General features: G+C 55.1%; 16 protein-coding genes. 10 read left to right on the top strand and 6 right to left on the bottom strand.

From position 1 onward, the window contains the following. The first annotated feature begins 403 nt into the window (after window positions 1–403). A complete protein-coding gene (locus tag DV733_RS11250; RefSeq protein WP_049994605.1) occupies window positions 404–1,222 on the top strand; it encodes an aldo/keto reductase in 819 nt (272 codons plus the stop codon). 155 nt (window positions 1,223–1,377) lie between these two features. Then, window positions 1,378–2,814: a sugar transferase gene (locus DV733_RS11245; protein WP_049994606.1), complete on the top strand. Its 1,437-nt coding sequence runs from the start codon at window positions 1,378–1,380 to the stop codon at window positions 2,812–2,814. Here DV733_RS11245 and DV733_RS11240 read toward each other — a convergent pair. Continuing rightward, complete coding sequence (locus DV733_RS11240; protein ID WP_049994607.1) at window positions 2,801–3,862, bottom strand: glucosamine inositolphosphorylceramide transferase family protein; 1,062 nt, start codon at window positions 3,860–3,862, stop codon at window positions 2,801–2,803. The genes DV733_RS11245 and DV733_RS11240 overlap by 14 nt on opposite strands. Window positions 3,863–3,949: 87 nt before the next feature. Between DV733_RS11240 and DV733_RS11235 the strand changes: the two genes are divergently transcribed. Next, window positions 3,950–5,497: an alkaline phosphatase family protein gene (locus tag DV733_RS11235; RefSeq protein ID WP_049994608.1), complete on the top strand. Its 1,548-nt coding sequence runs from the start codon at window positions 3,950–3,952 to the stop codon at window positions 5,495–5,497. A gap of 31 nt (window positions 5,498–5,528) precedes the next feature. Here DV733_RS11235 and DV733_RS11230 read toward each other — a convergent pair whose 3' ends face one another. Next, window positions 5,529–5,705, bottom strand: a complete 177-nt coding sequence (locus DV733_RS11230) for a hypothetical protein (RefSeq protein ID WP_237560508.1) — start codon at window positions 5,703–5,705, stop codon at window positions 5,529–5,531. Between DV733_RS11230 and DV733_RS11225 the strand changes: the two genes are divergently transcribed. The 3 genes from DV733_RS11225 to DV733_RS11215 are packed head-to-tail and all read left to right on the top strand — an operon-like array spanning window position 5,698 to window position 9,066. Beyond that, on the top strand, window positions 5,698–6,864 hold the full coding sequence (locus tag DV733_RS11225) for a glycosyltransferase family 4 protein (protein ID WP_079979495.1): 1,167 nt from the start codon (window positions 5,698–5,700) through the stop codon (window positions 6,862–6,864). The two genes, DV733_RS11230 and DV733_RS11225, sit on opposite strands and share 8 nt — an antisense overlap. A gap of 55 nt (window positions 6,865–6,919) precedes the next feature. Continuing rightward, window positions 6,920–7,894 (top strand): polysaccharide deacetylase family protein, encoded by a 975-nt coding sequence (locus tag DV733_RS11220; protein ID WP_049994611.1) that lies wholly within the window; start codon window positions 6,920–6,922, stop codon window positions 7,892–7,894. After that, a complete protein-coding gene (locus tag DV733_RS11215) occupies window positions 7,891–9,066 on the top strand; it encodes a glycosyltransferase (RefSeq protein WP_049994612.1) in 1,176 nt (391 codons plus the stop codon). Before DV733_RS11220 ends, DV733_RS11215 begins: the two co-directional genes overlap by 4 nt. Here the strand turns inward: DV733_RS11215 and DV733_RS11210 are convergent. Continuing rightward, window positions 9,037–10,014 (bottom strand): glycosyltransferase family 4 protein, encoded by a 978-nt coding sequence (locus DV733_RS11210; protein WP_237560532.1) that lies wholly within the window; start codon window positions 10,012–10,014, stop codon window positions 9,037–9,039. The genes DV733_RS11215 and DV733_RS11210 overlap by 30 nt on opposite strands. Window positions 10,015–10,264: 250 nt before the next feature. Between DV733_RS11210 and DV733_RS11205 the strand changes: the two genes are divergently transcribed. Continuing rightward, a complete protein-coding gene (locus DV733_RS11205; protein ID WP_079979497.1) occupies window positions 10,265–11,206 on the top strand; it encodes a glycosyltransferase family A protein in 942 nt (313 codons plus the stop codon). 281 nt (window positions 11,207–11,487) lie between these two features. After that, window positions 11,488–12,579: a glycosyltransferase family 4 protein gene (locus DV733_RS11200; protein ID WP_079979498.1), complete on the top strand. Its 1,092-nt coding sequence runs from the start codon at window positions 11,488–11,490 to the stop codon at window positions 12,577–12,579. Here the strand turns inward: DV733_RS11200 and asnB are convergent, their stop codons facing one another. Together asnB and DV733_RS11190 are read right to left on the bottom strand one after the other, a co-directional pair. Continuing rightward, window positions 12,580–14,412, bottom strand: coding sequence for an asparagine synthase (glutamine-hydrolyzing) (gene asnB, locus DV733_RS11195; protein ID WP_079979499.1), 1,833 nt, complete (start codon window positions 14,410–14,412; stop codon window positions 12,580–12,582). A 119-nt stretch (window positions 14,413–14,531) separates the two neighbouring features. After that, on the bottom strand, window positions 14,532–15,854 hold the full coding sequence (locus DV733_RS11190) for a sulfatase (RefSeq protein WP_079979500.1): 1,323 nt from the start codon (window positions 15,852–15,854) through the stop codon (window positions 14,532–14,534). A 235-nt stretch (window positions 15,855–16,089) separates the two neighbouring features. Here DV733_RS11190 and DV733_RS11185 point away from each other — a divergent pair, with 235 nt between their 5' ends. Further along, window positions 16,090–16,962 carry an FkbM family methyltransferase gene (locus DV733_RS11185; RefSeq protein WP_079979501.1) on the top strand — a complete coding sequence of 291 codons (873 nt, stop codon included), beginning with the start codon at window positions 16,090–16,092 and terminating at the stop codon, window positions 16,960–16,962. A gap of 48 nt (window positions 16,963–17,010) precedes the next feature. Here DV733_RS11185 and DV733_RS11180 read toward each other — a convergent pair whose 3' ends face one another. Continuing rightward, on the bottom strand, window positions 17,011–18,795 hold the full coding sequence (locus DV733_RS11180) for an ABC transporter ATP-binding protein (RefSeq protein ID WP_049994617.1): 1,785 nt from the start codon (window positions 18,793–18,795) through the stop codon (window positions 17,011–17,013). A gap of 394 nt (window positions 18,796–19,189) precedes the next feature. Here DV733_RS11180 and DV733_RS11175 point away from each other — a divergent pair, with 394 nt between their 5' ends. Beyond that, entirely contained in the window at window positions 19,190–20,239 is a 1,050-nt protein-coding gene (locus DV733_RS11175) for a hypothetical protein (RefSeq protein WP_136342337.1), read from the top strand. Window positions 20,240–20,270 lie beyond the last annotated feature (31 nt).

Below are 20,270 nucleotides of genomic sequence, written 5' to 3'. Positions count from 1 at the left end.
TCTCCACCATAAGAATTATCGAGTTTTTTATATAATACCGAGCGCGTTTCAAAATCTCGTTTGAGCGAAAATACGGCTTTTTCGGGTTGTGATGAGGGATAATTTGAGAGTTGCCGGAATCAGTCGTCCGTTGGTCAATCGCGGTTTTGAAAGATATCTTTCCTTTATTTCGTCTGAGGGCAGTTCTCTCTCGGGCGCGCTCACTTCCTGCTGGTGTGCACTCCCTGCTGAACGACTCCGTCTCGCTGGGTCATCTCGAAACGGCGGCCAGGCACGCTCGCCACTACGCCCCCCTTCGAAGCGGAGACGATCGATGGGAGTGAGCGATCGGGCTGAGAGAGACTGAGGTATCGGAGGCTGAACCATCGCTGAGCATATACACTGACAGTGCGTGTATTGTTGTATGGAGTACGAGACACGCTCGGGGACAGAAGTTCCGGCAATCGGCCTCGGGACCTGGCAGATGGACACGTACACGGCGTACGAATCCGTCGCGACGGCGCTCGACCTGGGCTATCGACACATCGATACGGCCCAGGCCTACGGGAACGAGTTCGGCGTCGGTCGCGCCATCGCCGAGGCAGAGGTCGATCGCGAAGACGTCTTTCTCACGACGAAGGTCCTGCCGACCCACCGCTCGGTCGACGCAATCGTCACCTCCGTCGAAGAGAGCGTCGAACGACTCGGCGTCGACGCCGTCGATCTATTGCTGATCCACTGGCCGAACCCCCTGGCTGATCTCGAAACCGTGATGGGAGGCCTGAATACCGCGATCGATCGCGGGCTCGCGCGTCACATCGGCGTCAGCAACTTCGGCAAAGATCGACTGGATCGCGCCCGCGAATACTCCGACGCGCCGATCTTCACGAATCAGGTGCTCTTTCACTGCTGGTGGCCACAGCGCGACCTCCTGCAGTACTGCCAGGCCAATGATATTCTCCTGACGGCGTACAGCCCGCTCGCGAACGGTGCGGCGATCGGGGATCCACTCCTCTCGGAGATCGGCGAGCGCTATGGCAAGTCGAGTGCCCAGACCGAACTTCGATGGGTGACCCAGCACGCGAACGTCGTCACGATCCCGATGTCGACCTCTCGTGGGCACCTCCGGCAGAATCTCGACATCTTCGATTTCTCGCTCTCGCGCGACGAACACGACCGGATCACGCGACCGTCGTACTATCGAACCGGGCTGTCGATGCTCCGAGGTCAGCTCGGTCTGTAGGCGAGTCAGTCGCCGGAGACTCTCGGGGATCGTTCTGGATACGGAAGCGAAAGAGTGGCGAGTCGCTCAGACGCAGGTGATCCATTCGACGGCTGGCATGCACACGTCTGACACGCGCGTAGCGCTTATACATCCTCGCAGACTGCACACTTCTAATGGCGAGCGGCTGGCGGTATCGAATCGCGAGTGTCACCGGAGTCGTGGGACTCGTGATAATCGCGCTGGTCGCGGCGAACTACCCGCTGGTCGAATCACTGTTTCGGCTGCTTCCCGTCGTCGGTGATCTCCCACTGGACAACGCTGGCGGAGTGGAGCTAGCGGTCGAAACGGTCACGGCGATTCTGGTCGTCGTCGGCGCGCTGGCACCGCTGTACAAGCCCCGGCCGCGTCGGATCCTCGACGTCTGGATGCTCGCGACCCAGCGCACGGTTGTCGCGTTTCTGGCGCTCGCGACGATCGGCTACTTCGACTACACCTATCGACTCCCGCGCTCGACGCTGTTGATCGTCGGCGCGTTCCTGTTCGTCACGATCCCGGCGTGGTTCGTGCTCATCCGCCGCCGACCACGCGCGGCCGGCGGCCGCACGATCATCATCGGCGACGATCCCGCGACGATGGCCGACATCTACGACGCCGTCGACGGCGAGGTCATCGGCTACGTCTCCCCACCCGCCGCACAGGTCGGCCGGGAGATCGACCAGACGGCAGCAACCGAATACACCGACGGCGGAACGCTCTCCCCACTGGCCGATCTGCCCTGTCTCGGCGGCCTCTCCCGGCTCGACGAGGTGCTCGTAGAGTACGACGTCGACACGGCGGTACTGGCCTTTGCCCACCCCGACCGCGCGGAGTTCTTCGGCGCGCTCGACACCTGCTACAGCAACGGGGTCGCCGCGAAGGTCCACCGCGATCACGCCCACCTCGTGTTGACTCCCGAGGTCGGCAGCGGCGAGTTGATCGACATCGACCTCGAACCCTGGGATCCCCAGGACCACGTCATCAAACGGCTGTTCGACGTCACGTTCGCGGCGGTCGGGCTGGTGGTGCTCGCTCCCGTGACGCTCGCCATCGCCGCCGCGATCAGGCTCGACGATGGCGGGCCCGTCCTCTACAGCCAGGAACGAACGACGACCTTCGGCGAGACGTTCACCATCTACAAGTTCCGGACCATGCGCGTCGGCGGCGAGGAGACGACGCCGACCGACGACGAGGAGAACCCGCGGATCACACGTTTCGGACGATTCCTGCGCCAGACGCACCTGGACGAGATTCCCCAGCTCTGGTCGATACTCACCGGGAAGATGAGCGTCGTCGGCCCGCGTGCGGCCTGGACCGACGAGGAGACGCACCTGCAAGAGAGCGCCGAGGACTGGCGCAAGCGGTGGTTCGTCAAGCCCGGGCTAACGGGCCTGGCCCAGATCAACGACGTCTCGAGTACCGACCCGGAGGCGAAGTTGCGATACGACGTGGAGTACATCCGCCGGCAGTCGTTCTGGTTCGACCTGAAGATCGTCGTCAGGCAGGTGTGGGACGTCCTGCAGGACATGGTTAAATATGTCCAGCTATTGATCGGGGAGTTTACCCCACGATAGGTTGCCAGAACACCCCGATTGACCACTGGGCACTCGCCCAAGACCCGCGTCCCAATCCGATATCGCCATCCACGGCACAGACGAAACCGTCCTCGACCGGCCACGGATCAATGTGGTGCATTCGCCCGGCGTTCCAGCCAATCCGACCGGTGGCCTCGAGTACCGGGTCTTTCTGGAGTGGTTCATCTTCGAATCGATCCTCGGTGAGTTCAGTCACCCGATATCCGTTGACACGCTGGCCGTAGGAATCGGTACAGTCCTGATAAAAGACGACGGTTTCGTCGTCTGTGACTATCGGACGCCCACCGGGTCGCGCTGCGTGTGGTCTGTGTTCAACGACCGGATTGTCTCGGTGTGGTAGCCATTCGTCTCGTTCGAGCATGTCGCTATAGTAAGCATATAATGACCCAGTCGGCTGGTGACCGACCAGACACCACCACCGATCGTCGCGGCGGAACACGACGTGGTCCGACGTCTCGCGTCCCGGCTGGATGATCGTGGCGACCGCTTCCCAGTCTGTCGGGAACGACCGCGCTCGGTACAGCGTCACCGTCGCGTCTTCGGCGGGTCGCTTCTGATCCGGAACGAGATACCGTTCATCTTCGGCGGCGAAGACATAGGGATACGAAAGATGCACGGGCTCCGTCAATACTCGTCCCTCGTAGGTCCACGCTCGGCCATCCGAACTAGTCGCGTGGCCGATCGCTGCTGTCGGCTTGCACCACTCGTTGTAGACTTCGACGAACAGATGCCATCGATCGCCCATTGGGAAGAGAAACGGATCAGCAACGTAGTTCGCGTGGCCGAAATCGTCGACATCTGCACCAGTCAAAACAGGATTTCGGACACTCGGATGTGGCCCGGGTTCGAACGGCACTGGTACACCGTGATCGTTGAGCCGTCGATTCATCGCTACCGAGTCCGGACTGAGTGTCGAGGTATCGGCCAACTCCGATCGCCAGAGCTGTGGGAGCCAGTGATGGAGGAGGCGTGCCGGCTTCGTCGTCAGCGACGAAACTGTCCGTCGGATCGGCAGTTGACCACTCACATCGAGACAGGCGGACGGTAGTCCTATCTAGATTGTGGTTGCTCTGTCTCGAACACTCTTTTCTACTCGCTCCTCTTCCACGTAGATATGAGCGGGTTACGGACGGCTGTCGTCGGTCTCGACGGAGCCCACTTCGAACTGCTGGAGCCGTGGATCGAGGCGGGCAAGTTGCCAAATATCGAGCGGATAATCGAAACCGGCGTCTCAAGCGACCTAAAGTCGGTGATGCCGCCGGTGACATCGCCTAACTGGAAGGCATATGCTACCGGCAAGAACCCCGGTAAGATCGGGATCTTCTGGTGGGAAAACATCGACACCGATGCGCGTCGCGTGTACTATCCCACACACCGCAAGAGCCAAAACACCGAATACTGGGAGTTGCTCGCCGAAGACGACCCGGTTGGTGTTCTGGGTGTGCCGACGACGTATCCACCGAAGACACTCCAGAACGGGTTTCTCGTGGCGGGGGCTCCGGATGGCGAAAATACAGACTTCGCGACACCACCGTCGGTCGAGCAGGAGCTCCGCGAGCAGTTCGATTATCGAGTTCTGCTGAGCTGTCGGCTCAAAGATTATCGCGAACGCGCGGCCGAAGAGATCATCGATCTCATCGATCTTCGATTCCGTGCAGCCAAGCAACTCGCGAAAGAACACGACGTTCACTTTCTGCAGGTGTCGACGTTCTACATCAACTCACTCCACCACTACCTGTGGGACGACGAGTATACGCTCCGTGCCTGGCAGACGATCGACGAACACGTCGGTGACATCACGGAGATAGCCGATAACGTCGTCCTCATGAGCGACCACGGATCGAACCCGATCCATACGGTCTTTCACATCAACACCTGGCTCGAAGAGCAAGGGTACCTATCGTTGGCTACAGGCTCGGGGAACGCGCTCTATCGCCTCGGGATCAATACCGACCGCCTCGTCCGTCTCGCGACGAGACTCAGAATTCGAGAACCGGCCGAGCGGCTCGCTCCCCAGTGGTTGTTGAACCGCATCCCGAACGAACACGGCGAATTCAAGCGCGAACAGAAGACCGAGATGATCGACTGGGAAAACACCGACGTCATCGCGAGCGGACAGGGGCCAATTTATCTGACTCTCGATCGGGACGACGAAGATTACGAGTCGATACGGAGAGCCATCATAGAAAGAATCGAATCGCTTACCAGCCCGGCAGGGAATCCCGTTGCAGATGCCGTCTACTGCGGTGAGGAAGTGTACGAAGGAGAGTATACAGAAGAAGCGCCCGATCTAGTCATCGACCAAGCGCACGGCGTCCACATCCCGGGCAACATCGGTAGCGACGACGTGTTCACCGATCCGAAGAGCGGATGGCGAGCCGAGAACAAGCGTGAAGGGTTGTTCGCCGCGAGTGGCCCCGCATTCGGACGTGGATCGCCCGAGCCGTTATCGATCCTCGATCTAGCACCGACGCTCCTACACTTGTACGGTCACGCCGTCCCTGACGACATGGACGGGACGGTCCGAGCTGACGTCTTCGCCGAAGACAGTGACGCCGCAACGCGATCAGTTGAGTACACCCAACGCGATTCGAAGGACACTGAGATCGACCGGATCCGGTCCGTCGCACGTCGTATCGCAACTGAATCAGCGAATTTGTAGGACGGAGCTGCCTCGACCGCTGGCTCGTCAATCACATGTATCCGAGGTCTTCGAGTCGGTCTTGAACGTCTCGGTCGGGTTCGTCTTCGAGTTCGTCCAAGACGATTCTGAGGATCGTCTCGGCATACTCGTCCGCCGATTCGAACTCCTTGCGGGCCGCCCGATCGTCGATGCGTTCGTAGAGGGTGTCGTCGATTTCGATGTTCATCATCTGGATATCTTCCCTGATGGGTATAGTATTGTGGGACTGCCGTGGCACGTTCTGGACCGGTATGTTGAATGGTGCTGGCAAGCTATCTAAAGCGAGTGCGATGAATCGGATCTATCTCCCCTATATCCTCGGCTCGGACAGCCCAATCTCCTATCTGTATCAAAACATCGCCGCGAAACTCGATCCAGCGTGTTTTTCCGTGACCGTACTTCGAAATCAGCGAAATCCTCTCCTCGATGCCCCGAACGTTACCGAGTTGTACGGGTTTGACCGGAGTGCGACTCTGAAATACCCTGCTCACGCCCGCGCCGCACTCCGGGGCCACGACCTGATTCACACCGGTGGGTACCCGCGGCTTCGCTACGTCCTTGCCCGTCTCACCAGGCTTCGAAATCCCGGTATCAAACAGGTCCATTCACTTCGCGTCGACGTCGATCCGGACGGTCCGTACCAGACGGCGTACAAGCAGAAGCTCGTCGACATCGCAGATACCGTCACGGCGGTCAGTGAACACACTGCCGCAACCGCACGGGAACACCTCGGTGTATCGCCCGAGGTCGTGTACAACGGAGTCGATACCGACCTATTCAGGCCCGAATACGAACGGCCGGAACTGTTCGACAAACTCGGGATCGATCGACCTGTGCTGTTGTACGTCGGCTCGTTCCAGCGTCGGAAGCGACCGCGAGCACTGCTGGAGGTCGCCAGACACACTGACGAGTTCGCTGTGTTGATGATCGGGAACGGGACGCTGCACGAAGAGATTTCCACAGCAGCTCGCGACCTGGACACACTGTACACGCCGGGTCGTCTCGCGAAGCACCGACTCCCCGCGGTCTACGCAAATAGCGCCGGATTCGTCTTCCCCTCGGTGAAGGAGGGGTGTCCGAACGTCGTCCTCGAAGCGATGGCGGCGGCGCTTCCAGTCGTGGGCTATCGCGCGACGTCGATGCCTGAACTGATCAAAGACGGTGCTCGGGGCTATCTCGTCGAACCGGATGCCACGACCGCGTTGTGTGACGCCGTCGACAGGCTTGCGGACGAGCAGCTGCGTCGAGAGCTGGGACAGCGGGGCCGGGAGTACGTCGAGGCCAACCACACGTTCGAGACGATCGTTGGCCAGTACCAGTCGATCTACGAGACGCTCCTCGAGTGACAGGCCCGAATATTCAAAGCACTCGACGCCGTCCGTTAGCACAAGTTCACCATCTATGTCAGGCCCGCCGGGAACGTTCACACTCTCGCTGGATACCGAACTCGCCTGGGGGCGGTTCGACACCGAGCGTGTCTCCGATCGGGCCGAGCAGTTCCGCGCGACCAGATCCGTCGTCACGGACCTCTGTTCGCTCTGTGATCGATACGAGGTGCCCGCGACCTGGGCGCTCGTCGCACATCTGCTGGCGGATTGTCGTGGCGGGAGCCACGAGGGCCACACCGACCAGACACCCCCGGAGTATCCGTGGGTCGACGACTGGTTCGGCTCGGCACCGTGTTCAGCGGGTGTCGATCCCGCACTCTGGCTGTGGCCCGACCTTGTGGAGGAGCTTCGCTCCACGGCCGTGACTCACGATCTGGGACTCCACGGGTACACGCATATGATCCTCGGTGCGGACGGCTGTTCGCGCGCTGCCGCTAGCGACGAACTCGATCGAGCGACTGCGGTGGCTCGATCCGCTGGTTTCGATCCCGTGAGTTTCGTCTATCCGCGGAATCGAGTCGGTCACCGCGACGTACTCGTAGATCACGGAATCGAAGTCGTCCGGACTCCTGACGCCGAGTGGTACGAGCAGAGGACGGTTCCAGACTGGATGAGACGACCGATTCGGTTCCTGACGGAGGCGACGAAGCGAACCCCACCGGTTGTGACCCCGCGTCTTCGCGAGGGTGTTGTCGAGGTGCCCGGCTCGCAACTGTATCGCCCCCACCACGGCGGCTGGCAGTACACGCCATCAACTTCCCAGGTCGACCGGGCCATCGCCGGCCTGGAACGAGCTGCCGAAACGGGTCGTATCTTTCACCTGTGGGTACACCCATCGAATCTCGCACTCGATCCCGGCCCACTGCTGGGCGGCATCGAGACGATATTCGATCGGGCGGCGACACTTCGGGATCGGGGAGCGTTGACGATCCGACCGATGGACGAGGTCGCGACTGCATTCCACGATGGGGTCTGGGAGGGCATATGACCGTTCGTGTCTTCCACTTGATCACGCGCTTTCTCCGTGGCGGCGCTGAAACCACGACCGTCAACACACTCGACGCCCTCGCTAGCGCTCCAGAAACGTACGAACTCACGCTGGGCTACGGTGCTGCCTACGATCACGAGCGGGTATCGACAGTCGCCGATCGAGGCGTCGAGACCGTACGATTTCGGACGATCAGACACTATAACCCTGTCGCACTGCTCGCAGCGGTCGGCGCCGTCGCGGTCGCGCTCCGACGGCGCCAGATAGACGTCCTCCACACCCACAGCACAGAGGCGGGGATCGTCGGGCGATACGCGGCCGCCATCGCCCGGACGCCCGTCGTAATTCACGAGGTCCACGGCGATCCCGTGGCGGCCGATCGCCCAGACGCATTCAACGCGTTCCTGACTGCTCTCGAACGATCGGCTGCACCACTCTCGACGACGATCGTCGTCAAATCCGAACGGATCAAACGGGTCTATCTCGACCGCGGGATCGGCCGTCCTGAACAGTATCGGACGATCTACCACGGCGTCGATCTTGAGAGATATCGCCAGGAGAGTATCGAGACCGTACCAGAGAAGCACGCTACTGCTCGGTTGCTGTTCGTGGGACGGCTCGCCGATGGGAAAGGCTTGTTCGATCTCCTCGAAGCCGTCGATCGACTCCGGACCGACCGCTCGCTGGAGGTGTTGATCGTCGGTGAGGGTGACCTGGAGAGCGATCTCGAGGCTACGATTCGCGAGCGGGGACTCGAGGGGACGGTGTCGCTGCTGGGCTATCGTGAAGACATTCCTGCGCTGCTCGCCAGTTCCGATAGCCTCGTCTTGCCGTCCTATCGAGAGGGGACACCGCGAGTGATCACCGAAGCACGGGCAGCCGGTGTTCCCGTGGTATCGACGAACATCGCCGGGATTCCCGAACAGATCCGTGACGGCGAGACCGGATTTCTTGTTACGCCGGGTGACGTCGACGCGCTCGTCGAGCGACTCTCTCGGTTGCTCGACGACGACGCGCTTCGGATGTCGATGGCCGAGCAGACCCGTGTCAACCTCGATCGGTTCGACGTCGAACAGGTCCAGGAGCAGTATCGCGAGCTCTACCGCGAACTCTGTCGCGAGGCAAATATCGACGTGGATCGCTCACCGGAGTCGGTCGAGGGCGGCGAGTAACTCCGCGCCGATCGTCTCGGGGTCGTTCTCCTCGGCGACCCGACGCTGTGCGTTCTCGCCCAGTCGCTCGCGCTCGTCGGGGTTTGTGAGGAGTCGGTCGATTGCTGCTGTCAGTTCCTCGCCTGTCGTCTCGACCAGGACCCCATCGACTCCGTCCTCGATCTGCTCGGCGACGCCGTGACTCGGTGTCGCTACCACCGCTCGCCCCGTTGCCTGGGCCTCTCTGACGACGTTCGGGTAGCCGTCGACCGACGAGAGGTAGACGACGAGGTCGGCGGCCGCGTACAAGCCGGCGACGTCGTCGACGAAGCCGAGCAGCTGGATCCTGTCGCGCAGGTGGGGATCGACGGCCCGGTCGACGTACGCCCGGAGCGACTCGAGATAGAGGCCGTCTCCAGCCACGGCATAGGTGATCTCGGGGTCGGCTTCGAGGACGGGGAGCATCGCGTCGACCGTCTCTCGCACCCCCTCGTACTTCCCCTCGAACGCGAGGTTCGTCACGGTGACAACGAGGCGATCGCCGTCGAAACGGTCCCGCCACGCTGTCCCGTCCGCGGTGGCGTAGTGGTCGTGGTCGATGGGGACTCGGACTATTTCGATTTTGTCTGGATTGCAGTTGACCAGTGGCGTGATTTCCCGTTTGAGTGCCTCTGAAACCACCAGAAAACCCGAAGCATAACGGTACAGAAACCATGTTACAAGGGTCAGAAAGCTGTACTTCAGTACCTGCCGAAACTCTCTTCGTCGCCTGAACTCTATGCGACGGTCACGGTATAGTTTCGCCGGGTTCCCACCGAGTTGAATTACCGTCGGTATCCGATAGAGCGTCCCGAGCCCGAGCGCGAACAGACTGGCGATTCCTGCACGCCCTCCGATTATCACATCGGGCCGCTGAGTTTTGATCTGTTTTCGGGCTGCCTGGAGGGCACGGCGGTACCCCGTAACCATTCCATCGGACTTGTCAACAAGGACCACCGTCTCGTCGGCATCTACAGCTTCGAGTGGTTCAACGACTTCGTCGGCTCGATGTTCCAGCAACGCGAGGACGTGCATTCGACAGGTCGACGTGTGTGACCGGACCGTATAGTGGTTGTGCTGACGTACCAGCTGAGTTTCCTGATTTGGGATGTTTTTGTAACAGAGTATTTGAACCCCGGGAAGCCTTTGTAGGTGGACAATCTACTCGCACGCAATCGAGATGGCATCGTACGAATACACCTTTACAGTCTTCACGCCCACGTACAATCGAGCACACACGCTCGGACGGCTCTACGAGAGTTTGTGTGAACAGACGTTCCAAGATTTCGAGTGGCTGGTTGTGGATCACGGGTCTGAAGATGGGACTGCAGAACTCATCCGGAAGTGGCAAAGCGAGGCCGACTTCGAGATTCGGTACGAAATTCAGGAAACGATCGGCAAACACCACAATTACAATCGAGGTCTCAAACTCGCACGCGGCGAACTGTTCTATCCCGTCGACTCTGACGACGAATTATTACTCGAGGCTCTCGAGATACTCTATGATTATTGGACAGATATTTCTAGTGAGAAGCGTACCGATTATGCGGGAGTTGTTGGATTATGTGTGAACTCTCAGAGAGAGGTGATCGGCGATCGTTTTCCGGAAAACCCATTCATTTCGAATCCATTAGATAAACGATACATTCACAACATCTCCGGAGGAAAATCAGGATTCCTTCGAACTGAAGTTGCGAGACAATTCCCGTTCCCAGCCACAAGCGAAGTAGTTCGGGTTGATGAAAATATTGTGTGGGATTCTATTGCCAGAGAATATGAGTATATTTATGTAAATGAGAAAATTCTGTTTTATCACTCTGATTCGGAGGAAGATCAAATTACTGCACGGCTACCCTCTGAATCTGCACCCGAGATGATTATGTACCATAAACATAATCTCAGTAATAACTTAGACGACTATATTCGATATGCACCCTTCCAATTCTTCAGATCTGGTGCGAACTTTACCCGTTTTGGCTTACAGGCAAGAAAAAACATTATCGGTCAATTTCTCTCGCTACCATTTCCAGCCGTTCTCGTTTGTATTCTTGCGTCGCCACTCGGCATCACTCTATTCTTTTATGATAGACTACGAGAGAGACGACTGTCAGATGTGAGTTGATTGCATTTATTTTTGTTCGTGAATAAATTAGACTTCTTAACTGGACAGATTTTCAATATGTCCGGGTTTGAATGTCTGACGGTCAATTTATCTATGTATTTTGAATCTGCTTAGATGTATTTTTAATACATATAAGGACCGAATCACTCTAACTTATTTTTGGGAGGGACCCGTCCTCGGAGATAAATATATAACGCCACGAATGCTGATTTTGTGATACCTTGATATACTACATTTCAGATGCCGATCTACCAGGGAAAAAAGCCCACACGATACAACAAATGAGGATGTGTCAAGCATTCGAACGTTCTGGTGAATCTGTTCACTTCCTTCATCCAAGCTATGGAACGTTTGGAAAACGGGTTCAATGGGAAGATGTACAGGAATACTATGGACTAACTACGAGATTCGAAATCGAAACCGTCCCAGATCTCCGAGGGTATATCGACTCTGTCCCACAGATAGGTGTACTTTCGATGGCCGTCTCACTGTCGGGGGCACTCACTGCTCGTCTATTGAAGGGGGAATTGACGGCTTCAGATGTCGTTTATTCTAGAAACTATTACGGACTCTTCTTTTTTAATGAGTTGAGCCGATTGCTGCCAGCACGGAAACAACCAACGATGGTATTCGAGCATCACGACGAACTCTCTGCTCATCTTCAGCCGAGACTGTATCGATCTATCGACGGAATCGTTTGTATCACACACTCACTCAAACAGTTCGACCAGCGCGAATATGGAGTTCCGACCGAGAAGTGTTTCGTCGCACCGGATGGAGTTGACCTAGAGCAGTACGACAGTATCACTAAATCGGAGGCTCGTGATAGGCTTGGTATCCCTGCTGACGAGAAAGTCGTGATGTATACCGGACATCTGTACCCGAGCAAGGGTGTACAGACGTTGGTCAAAGCAGCACCGGACATCGAGGCGACAGTGTACATTGTCGGTGGATTCGACACGGATATCGAGCGAATCAAGCAACGCGTCGGTGAACCGAGTAACGTAGTGTTTACCGGTTTCGTTGAGCCCGGATCGATACCCCTGTATCAGGTCGCTGCAGACGTACTTATAGCACCATATACAACCGAGGCTCGTGATTCCCTTTCTCCCCTGAAATTATTCGAATATATGGCTGCAAAGCGTCCGATCGTCGCTAGTGACCTCGACATCTTGGGTGAAGTACTCACCGACGGTCACAATTCGCTTCTTGTCCCTCCAGAATCACCACCTGAACTGGCACAGAATGTGAACAAACTGTTCTCGGAGGAATCACTATATGAGTCGCTGGTCGAGAATGCCTCAAGCGAAGTGAGACAATATACCTGGGAACAACGAGCAAAAAACATCATATCGTTTATTCAGCAGCTGTGATCACGCTGCCCAACGACGATACCATAATTCGAACAGAATTAACTTGAACAAACTATTACTCGGGGGATCGGCATCGAGAAACTCGTCAAGCCCCTCCTGCTCAAAGACACCATCTGATGCTGCTACCGACTCTCGTAACACTTCCTTATATTTGTCTATGAAGCCCATCTCCTGTAGTGGCGCACCGAACCCGGATTTTGGTCGATCGACGATCCGATCCGGAAGATAGCTCCGTGCTACTTGCTTCAAGAGGTGCTTTTTGTTATTGTCTTTGTATATCAACTCCTCCTCAAGTCCCAGACTGTATTCTGCTACTGACCTGTCCAGAAGTGGGACGCGAACCTCCAACGAATGAGCCATACTGGCCCGGTCAACCTTGACGAGAATGTCGTTTGGGAGGAATGTGTTCAGATCCAAATGCTGGAGGTCTTTTATATTCATAGACGGGGCCGAGTACCGTGTAACGACATCTTCGGCCGAATCAGATTTTAATTCGTCACTGACGATTCGATCGATCCATTGTGATTCAATCGGGGGATGCATCGCCATCTGATACTGTGAAAGGCCCGTAAGACTCGCCAGCTGTACACGCCACTCTACAGACTGCATAAGTTCGCTCTGTGCACGGGCATTGACTGTTTTGATCGCTTTGTGGAGTGGACGCATCACCTCGGCTATCGGATTCAATCGCTTGTATCTGAGATATCGGTCATACCATCGATATCCCGCAAATAGTTCGTCACCGCCATCTCCAGCGAGTGCGACCTTGAGGTTTTGACTCACGCGCGACATCAACAAGAAGGTCGGGAAGATCGAACTATCGGCCAGTGGTTCGTCGTAGTAGTATAGAATTTCGTCAAGCAGACCGTCTAACTCATCCGGGCCGAGTACTTCTTCGGTTTGATCGAGGTCGAACTCCGACGCTACCAGACGGGCGTATTCGAGTTCGTCATCGGCTCCTTCGAACCCCATCGAATACGCAGACAACCCTGGTTGCGACTTCGAAGCCAGTGCCGCGACCGTGCTCGAATCGATACCCCCACTGAGAAGGACTCCGACCGGGACGTCGCTGACGAGGTGTTTCCTCACCGAATTTTTCAACGTTTCATCCAACGTCTCAACCGCCTGCTCTTCGGGGATCTGTTTATTATCAAGATACGTCGAAGAGTTCCAGTAGGGAGTCACTTCGGCTTCGGTGCCATCGTACACGAGATAGTGGCCAGGAGGTATCTTCTTAATGCCTTGCCAGATCGTCTGTGGAGCCGGAATGTACCTGTACGTGAGATAGCTCTGGAGTCCTGCTGGAGATATTTCGCGTGGAACAGTCTCGTCTGCGACTATCGCCTTGAGTTCCGATGCAAAAACGAAGCGATCGTCTGTAGAATAATAGTGGAGTGGTTTGATACCAAACGGGTCTCGACCAAGGAATAGGCGTTCAGCTTGCTCATCCCAAATCCCGAACGCAAACATACCCTCTAGACGATCCAGAACATCGACTCCCCACTCCTCATAGCCGTGCAGGATGACTTCCGAGTCCGTTTGACTGGTAAATTCGTGCCCGGCAGACTGGAGGTCGTCACGCAGCGTCCGATAATTGTAGATTTCACCATTAAATACGAGATACACCGTTTCGTCTTCGTTCGCCATTGGTTGCATACCCGCATCTGAGAGATCGATGATGGCGAGTCGTCGAAATCCGAGTGCTACCGTTTCGGTTTCATTTGTGTAGAGGCCAGCGCCATCAGGTCCTCGATGTGAGAGTTCATCCCGCATTGACGAGAAAGTAGAAATATCGATTCCATCTTGCGAGATCTCGCCGACGATTCCGCACATTCATATTCTGGTTGCCTTTCTACTATTTTATCACTTCGGGTAGTTATTAGCCAATGAAATGGGTGTTATCATCCAAGATAGCTCATCTTTCGGACCCCCAGTTCCTATACCTACTGAGTCTATAGATATCCCATCTCTCTGAGGTTATCTAGTACTTCGTCTGACGCAGTCTCGTTTCCTCTACGCTGCAACCGATCCAAACTTTGCAGATGGTCGTTCAATCTACTTACTAGAATGTCGTCCTTATCTAGCTTGTTCTGATTTGGATCTAACACTCTCTTCGTGTTTTCATTTTTCCAAATTGAATATAATTCCCGTGGAGGAATTTTATCTTTATGTATATTTTTTTCTTTCATTTCCCCCAACATATTCGCGTACATTGACTGAGCGGCTTCATAATGCACAAATGCATACTCACGATCATCATTGAGATCTGTACTATTAGTGCCTGGCGCGTCAAATCCACAAATTCTTGACAGGGTCGGATATAAATCGTTGAGTTGTACTATCGATTCTTGGCTACACTCATCAATCGCATTGATTGGATCATAAATAATTAAGGGAACTCGAATAAGCCCGTCATTCATTGAGAAATTATGCCCATATATTCCATCTTCTCCAAATAATTCCCCATGATCAGAAAAGAGGACTATTATCGTGTTCTCGTATTCTTCTGGTCTTTGTTCGCGGAAGGTATTAATGAAATCCGACAGGAGATCGTCAATGATAGAAATTTCCCCCCGATACATATTTAAGACCTCCTCGCGTTCCGACTGAGTCATATCGTTCTGTATATATCTCCCCACTTTGCTATTATACACCTTCTGCTGTTTCTTCGAGCACGAATACATCATTCTTCGCCCTCCATCGCTAAACCGTCGATACGCGGTATAATTTGGTCGATATTTATAATGTGCCCCTTGAAGATGAACAAACATTGAAAAAGGCTCATTAATCTCTCGAATCTCATCTAGAGCCTTCGATATTGTGTGCTCGTCTTCTGGTTTATGAGTGAAAGTACGTCTTGATAAGTTATTATAGATCTTTTTTGCATAGTGTCCTAACCCATCCGGAAGAGGCCATGGATCGGTTTTCGTATGTTCCCAGCCACGTAGCGTTGCTCCTTGTCTGAGCCATCCATTGAACCCAAATGATTTTGCTGTGTATCCCGCCTTAGTCGCCAATTCTGCGATAGTTGGGTGATCACCTAGAATCTGATCTTTATCATTTATTGAATGTTCTCTTGGATACAGGCCAGTGAATAGGGAAGTATGTACAGCCAGTGTCCATATTGAGGGGGATATCGCCTTTTGGAATACGTGGCAGTCATTGGAAAATGAGCTAAGGAACGGTGTCGTTTTCTCCGACTCATTATACACTGTACAAAAATCCCTCCGCAAACTATCAATAGAGAACAATAATATATTTGGCTTAGAGGTCATATCGATGGTTTCATTCTCTATCTTAAATTTCTTTTGTGTACTTTCAAAATGATACTTTGATGATGGATATTTTGGAAAATATTCGGTGGCTCTATATTTGGCCCAAGATCTGCAATCCGGGAACAGATTCGATACTGAAGGGATTCATATTTTTATTCTATGAGAGTGTACTACACACCATCTTGAGGTCAATGAAGGCTTTGTGTGATAAGATGGTCCGAGGAATTCAGTAGTTATGTTTCGAGAGAAGTTATCTTCAGCTCATGAAATATTCACAGAGAAGGGTGCTATAGCTCTCGTAGCTGCAATATCTCGAGTGATTCTCCCAACAACACTGTACAACTGGGGACTACTCCTATTCAACGAGGGAGTGATTGCATATCCGACACGTGATGGAAACTGGCTGCTATTTTCACCTCTAACATTGAGACGTAAAAGAAAGATTCCAAACATTTCCGAAACACTCTCTGGTATTCACTTGGGCTCAGATCGGCATAAGCAGATGCTCTCAGAGATGTACTCTTATGAGGGATTCGTTGAGGTAGAGAAGGGAGATGTCGTAGTGGACGTCGGGGCATATATCGGTACGTTTTCTCTCGTCGCCACAAAAAAAGCCAAAAAGGTAGTGGCTATTGATCCCTTCGCATCAATTAACAATGTACTATATGATAACGTGTCTGATTACTCAAACATATCAATTGTACCTAAAGCAGCTTGGAAATGTGAAGATGTTGTAGAACTAAACACTTCGACACGTCCTAGTAAGAACACACTCCTAACGCCGAAAATGGGCACAAATACAACATCCTATAATGTGGCTGCGAATACTGTCCCTGAACTCGTCGCTTGCGAAGGCATAACCCACATTGATTTTTTGAAGGTAGAGGCTGAAGGTGTTGAAATTGAAATTATCGAAGGTGTTCTCAATGACGAGATTGACGTCGGGAAGATAGCTGTCGATGCAGGGCCTGAAAGGTATGGTGAATCAGTTCAGAAGGATATCGTCCAGATGTTAGAATCTTCGGGATATGAGTGCCGGGTGAAAAGTGAAGCCCCATGGTGGGGTGACGAGATTGTATTTGCTCGAAGGGTCTATGAAGCAGAGTGAATAGTTGGAACAGCTGTTAGTCAAAGACCAAGCCTGTGCATTGAGAATCTACTGCGTCTGATACAGGCTCGCGTATTCGCCTTCCTCGGCCAGCAACTCCTGATGACTTCCAGACTCGACAATCTCCCCGTCGACGACGGTGTAGATCTGATCTGCGTTGATGACAGTCGAGAGCCGGTGTGCGATGACGAGCATCGCGTAGTCGCGGTCCATCGCTTCGATCGCCTCGTGGACGGTCTCCTCGATGTTCGAGTCCAGATCACTGGTCGCTTCGTCGAGAACGAGCAAGTCCGCGTCCGTTAGTAGTGCCCGAGCGATGGCGACGCGCTGACGCTGGCCACCGGAAAGCCGAACGCCGTCGTCGCCGAGTTCAGTGTCGTAGCCGTTGGGAAGGTCGTCCAGAAATTCCGTGACCTGCGCGATTTCACACACGCGTTCGATCTGCTCGTCGGAGGCCTCGCGGTTGCCGATCGTGACGTTGTACCGGAGCGTGTCGTTGAAGATGAACGGCTGCTGTCTGACGACGGCGACTCGGGAACGCCACTCCCGAACGTCGAACTCGTCGATCGGGATGCCGTCCGCGGTGATCTGCCCGTCGGTCGGTTCGTACAGCCGCGTCAACAGCGAGACGATCGTCGACTTCCCTGCCCCTGACGGACCGACGAACGCGACGAATTCTCCGCGGTCGACACCGAAATGCACACCGTCGAGGACACGCTCTCCCGTCGCGTACTCGAAGGCGACGTTTTCGAAGGCAGTGTAATCTATCCGTTCGGGGACTTGCCCCTCGGCATCGGTCGGTTCGGCAAATGCGTCTAGCTCTTCAGTGAACTGTTGAGTACGGACCAGATGAGGTAATCGCCCTTCGATCTTGTACGCCCAGTTGTTGAGTGTACTGACCCGTGGCGCAAGCCTGAACATAGCGAACAAAAACACGCCGAGGCCGCCCAGCGAGAGCGAGGTAAACTCCAGTGCTGCGTAGATGAGTCCGAACACGGTCAGTGCCGTTCCCAACTGGTAGGCGTTGTCCATCGCTGCCTCGTTCCGGCGCAGTCGAATCGTCTCCCGGGCAAACTGGTCGATCGATTCCTGAAAGTCAGTCCGTAACTCGTCGGCCATTCCGAATAGCTTGACGTCGCGGATTCCCTGCGTTCCTGCCTGTACTGCTTGTTGGACCCGCTCGTTGGCATCTGCCACTCGGTCTCCCACAGCGTATCCCGACTGTATTACACCTCGGATGAGAAGCGTCAGGCCACCGAGAACGACCGCCGACACGATCGTGAGGGTCGGTGCCAGATACAAGGCGATCCCGAGGTACATGAGAGACAGGAGCGTTTCCTGCACCAGCCGAACGAGGTAATCGACGACCCACCCAGCGTATTTCGCTTGCGTGACGATTGCGTTCAGGATGTCGTCCGAACCCTCCTGATCGAAGTACGCGACACGGGTATCAAGCGTCGCATCGAACGCTTCGGTCTGGAGGTGTCGAACATAGTTCGTCCGCAGCGATGCTCGGAGCCACGCAACCAAGAAGCTCGACGTGTAGCGGAGGACCATCACTGCCCCAACGCCTGCGACGATGAATCCCAGCTCGAACGGAATACCCAGTGTATCGTACAGCGTGACGAACACCCCGACCAGCCCGCCAGCGTCTCTCGCACCGGCCCCGGACTGTGCGACCTCGATGATCGGCAGCAAGAAACTCAGACCGATCCCTTCGAGCACGGCAGCAAAGACACTCAGAACAATAATCCCGGCTGTTGTCGCCGGCCTATACAAGCCAACACGGTAAATCGCCCTAAATTTATCACGGAGAGAGGGGTTCTCGTCCATACGTAACTATCGACTCGTACTGGACACGTTACTTACCCCGGGTAATATACTATGGGAAGTGGTGGCGGTCTACTCCGAGCTGTCCTGTCACAAACGGACTTCCGTTCGAATGCCCTATCGATCCAACGTCAGGAATTGATGAGGTCGTTTCAGCCCTCATGCGACACCGATCGGACGATACAATTTAATATCACGGCTTGACTTGGAGGACACGATGTCTCTTGCATCGCTGTTTCTCACGGCCGTCTTTCTGGCGACGGTCTCTTTTTTATTTCTTCGAGTGTATCTCCCGCGCTGGCTCGCGATCACTGTGGCCGCGATCAAATTTACTCTGCCCGTTTTGTACTTCACCTTCGTATTCGATCTAGAAGGCTCCGTTTCTGCGGGAGGGCAGGTGATAGTCGCAAAAGCGCCTGCCTTCACAATCAAAGACGACGTGACGTACTATCTCTGGAGTCGGCACGTCCTCGAATCGGGGTACGACCCGCTCACGATCCTATTTTCGCAGGATGGGATGAGCATGCTCTGGGAACCCGTCGGCGGGACACACGTCTTCTATTACTGGTGGAACCTCCTCGCCCAGTATCTGTTCGGGCCGTACTACCACTCGCCCGTCCTGCTGAACGTTTTTCTGACAGTGATCGTCGGCGTCTACGTGACGAAGTTGCTCTACTCGCTCGGGTTTTCAGAGTCGTACAGTAACTGGTTTCTGGTGTTCTTTCTGCTCCACTGGGATATCCTCGCGTGGACGTCGGTCCTCAATCTCAAGGGCACCATTGCGATGTGTCTCGCAGTCGCCTACATCTATCACTTCTTCCGTCTCGATCAACGCTCGACGTTCTCCTGGCGAGCAGTAGTCTTTCACCTGTCGATCATGACTGGCAGTCTGATCCTCCTGTGGTGGGTGCGATTTTACATCATCGCCGTTCTGCTTGCGACCACCAGCCTCTGGCTTCTGTACCGCTGGGTGCCACGATACGTCATCCCGATACTCGGCCTCGTCGGAACGCCGGTCGCAATACTAGCGGTCCAGTCCGTGCCTGTCTTCACCCGGTTTTGGGAGACGGCCGTGAGCCGATTGGACCCTGTGTCACTGCCCTTTGGCCTCCTCAAAGTGTCACTGTCTCCTCGTCCGTGGGGGGTCGAACCGAACTATCTCTTCTTGGAGTTTGCCGCCGTGTTTCACTGGGTCGCATTCGCGGCGTTTTGTTACGGATTCGCTCGCCTCGCTCTCGAACACAAACCGACCAGATATCTCTTCGTCTTTTTCGGGCTGCTGGTCGTCACCTTCGCGATGTCGACACGGTTTCAGGGTGCTCGACAACGCTATCAGCTAGTGTTCATAATCGCCCTCTGCCAATACCATACGCTTCGGCTTTTGATCGCCCACGCCACGACCACTACTGAGGCGGGGTATCCAGGGCAGTGGTGGCAAAACACGTAACCATTATAGGCCGTACGAGTATCAATCGAGG

Origin of the sequence: Halapricum salinum, assembly GCF_004799665.1 — an archaeon.
Classification (GTDB): Archaea; Halobacteriota; Halobacteria; order Halobacteriales; family Haloarculaceae; genus Halapricum; species Halapricum salinum.
The sequence above is the reverse complement of the archived record's forward strand: the minus strand, read 5'-3'. Positions and strand labels throughout refer to the sequence as shown.

What these genes read in the sequence shown, in the direction of transcription:
- DV733_RS11180 (WP_049994617.1), bottom strand. Translation starts at nt 18,795, where the DNA reads ATGGACGAGAACCCCTCTCTCCGTGATAAATTTAGGGCGATTTACCGT.
- DV733_RS11250 (WP_049994605.1), top strand. Translation starts at nt 404, where the DNA reads ATGGAGTACGAGACACGCTCGGGGACAGAAGTTCCGGCAATCGGCCTC.
- DV733_RS11215 (WP_049994612.1), top strand. Translation starts at nt 7,891, where the DNA reads ATGACCGTTCGTGTCTTCCACTTGATCACGCGCTTTCTCCGTGGCGGC.
- DV733_RS11245 (WP_049994606.1), top strand. Translation starts at nt 1,378, where the DNA reads ATGGCGAGCGGCTGGCGGTATCGAATCGCGAGTGTCACCGGAGTCGTG.
- DV733_RS11190 (WP_079979500.1), bottom strand. Translation starts at nt 15,854, where the DNA reads ATGACCTCTAAGCCAAATATATTATTGTTCTCTATTGATAGTTTGCGG.
- asnB (WP_079979499.1), bottom strand. Translation starts at nt 14,412, where the DNA reads ATGTGCGGAATCGTCGGCGAGATCTCGCAAGATGGAATCGATATTTCT.
- DV733_RS11230 (WP_237560508.1), bottom strand. Translation starts at nt 5,705, where the DNA reads ATGAACATCGAAATCGACGACACCCTCTACGAACGCATCGACGATCGG.
- DV733_RS11225 (WP_079979495.1), top strand. Translation starts at nt 5,698, where the DNA reads ATGTTCATCATCTGGATATCTTCCCTGATGGGTATAGTATTGTGGGAC.
- DV733_RS11185 (WP_079979501.1), top strand. Translation starts at nt 16,090, where the DNA reads ATGTTTCGAGAGAAGTTATCTTCAGCTCATGAAATATTCACAGAGAAG.
- DV733_RS11205 (WP_079979497.1), top strand. Translation starts at nt 10,265, where the DNA reads ATGGCATCGTACGAATACACCTTTACAGTCTTCACGCCCACGTACAAT.
- DV733_RS11210 (WP_237560532.1), bottom strand. Translation starts at nt 10,014, where the DNA reads ATGGTTACGGGGTACCGCCGTGCCCTCCAGGCAGCCCGAAAACAGATC.
- DV733_RS11200 (WP_079979498.1), top strand. Translation starts at nt 11,488, where the DNA reads ATGAGGATGTGTCAAGCATTCGAACGTTCTGGTGAATCTGTTCACTTC.
- DV733_RS11220 (WP_049994611.1), top strand. Translation starts at nt 6,920, where the DNA reads ATGTCAGGCCCGCCGGGAACGTTCACACTCTCGCTGGATACCGAACTC.
- DV733_RS11235 (WP_049994608.1), top strand. Translation starts at nt 3,950, where the DNA reads ATGAGCGGGTTACGGACGGCTGTCGTCGGTCTCGACGGAGCCCACTTC.